Below are 1,138 nucleotides of genomic sequence, written 5' to 3'. Positions count from 1 at the left end.
GTGAAAGGGCAGGCTGATATTATCGTTCTGCTGTCACATTTAGGCATTCTTGATGATCAAGCAGTGGCTGAAGCGGTGCCTGAGATTGATGTAATCCTCGAATCACATACCCATCATTTGCTTGAAGATGGACAAGTGGTTAATGGGGTACTGCTGGCCAGCGCCGAGAAATACGGGCATTATGTCGGCTGTGTAGAAATCACGGTGGACAGCGTACAGCGAAGCATCATCAGCAAAACGGCTTCTGTGCAGAACATGGCGGAATGGACAGGAGAATCCGCAGAAACAAAAGCGTTTTTCAATGAAAAAGAACGTGAAGCCGAGGAGAAGCTGTCCGATGCCGTTGCAGAGCTTGCACAAGATGCTGAGGTGAAGTGGTTTGAAGAATCAGAGCTGCCTTTGCTTTTGGCATACGCCTTAAAGGAATGGTGCGAGACGGACATCAGTATGGTCAATTCAGGTGTCATTCTCGGTCCGCTTAAAGCAGGTCCTGTGACAAAACTGGACCTGCACCGCATCTGTCCGCATCCGATCAACCCGGTGGCTGTCCGCCTGACGGGAGAAGAACTGAAGGAAACCATTATCCATGCCGCTTCCGAACAAATGGAGCAGCTCCGGATCAAAGGACTCGGCTTCCGCGGAGAAGTGATGGGGAAAATGGTGTATGCCGGCGTTGAGGTAGAAACGAAACGGCTCGATGACGGGATCACCCACGTCACCCGGATCACACTGAACGGGGAAGATATTGAAAAACATAAACAATACTCCGTTGCGGTGCTTGATATGTTTACGCTTGGCAAACTGTTTCCGCTGATTCGCGACGTTGCAGAAAAAGAATATTTTATGCCGGAATTTTTGCGGGATCTGCTTGCTTGGAAGCTTGCGCAATAAGGCAGTCAGCCCACAACAAGCTGTGCCCTTCATCATAAAGTGATGAATGAAGGGAGTGGTTGACGTGGTAAACCTGACACCGATCATGATAGAAGGACAGCCTTTTACAGCTGTGACAGTAAAGCTTCCCAAAACGAATTTTATGGCCGTCGCCAATGATCACGGATGCGGCGCGCTTGATGTGGCGCTGCTGAATGAAAAATTAAAGGAGCGCGGCATCGTGGCGGGGCGGGCAGTTGGTGTCCGC

1 protein-coding gene and 1 pseudogene are annotated in these 1,138 nt (G+C 50.3%); both read left to right on the top strand.

Going from position 1 to position 1,138, the window contains the following annotated elements; translation table 11 throughout:
* Window positions 1-891: bifunctional metallophosphatase/5'-nucleotidase (locus tag ACWHAR_RS22545; protein WP_452087888.1), on the top strand; the 891-nt coding region annotated here is incomplete at its 5' end.
* Between the two features lie 64 nt (window positions 892-955).
* Window positions 956-1,138, top strand: a pseudogene (locus tag ACWHAR_RS22540) (DUF1805 domain-containing protein); the annotation flags it as partial.

The sequence above is a fragment of the Bacillus sp. LR--39 genome (assembly GCF_053613335.1).
This window is presented reverse-complemented; position numbering and strand designations above follow the sequence as displayed.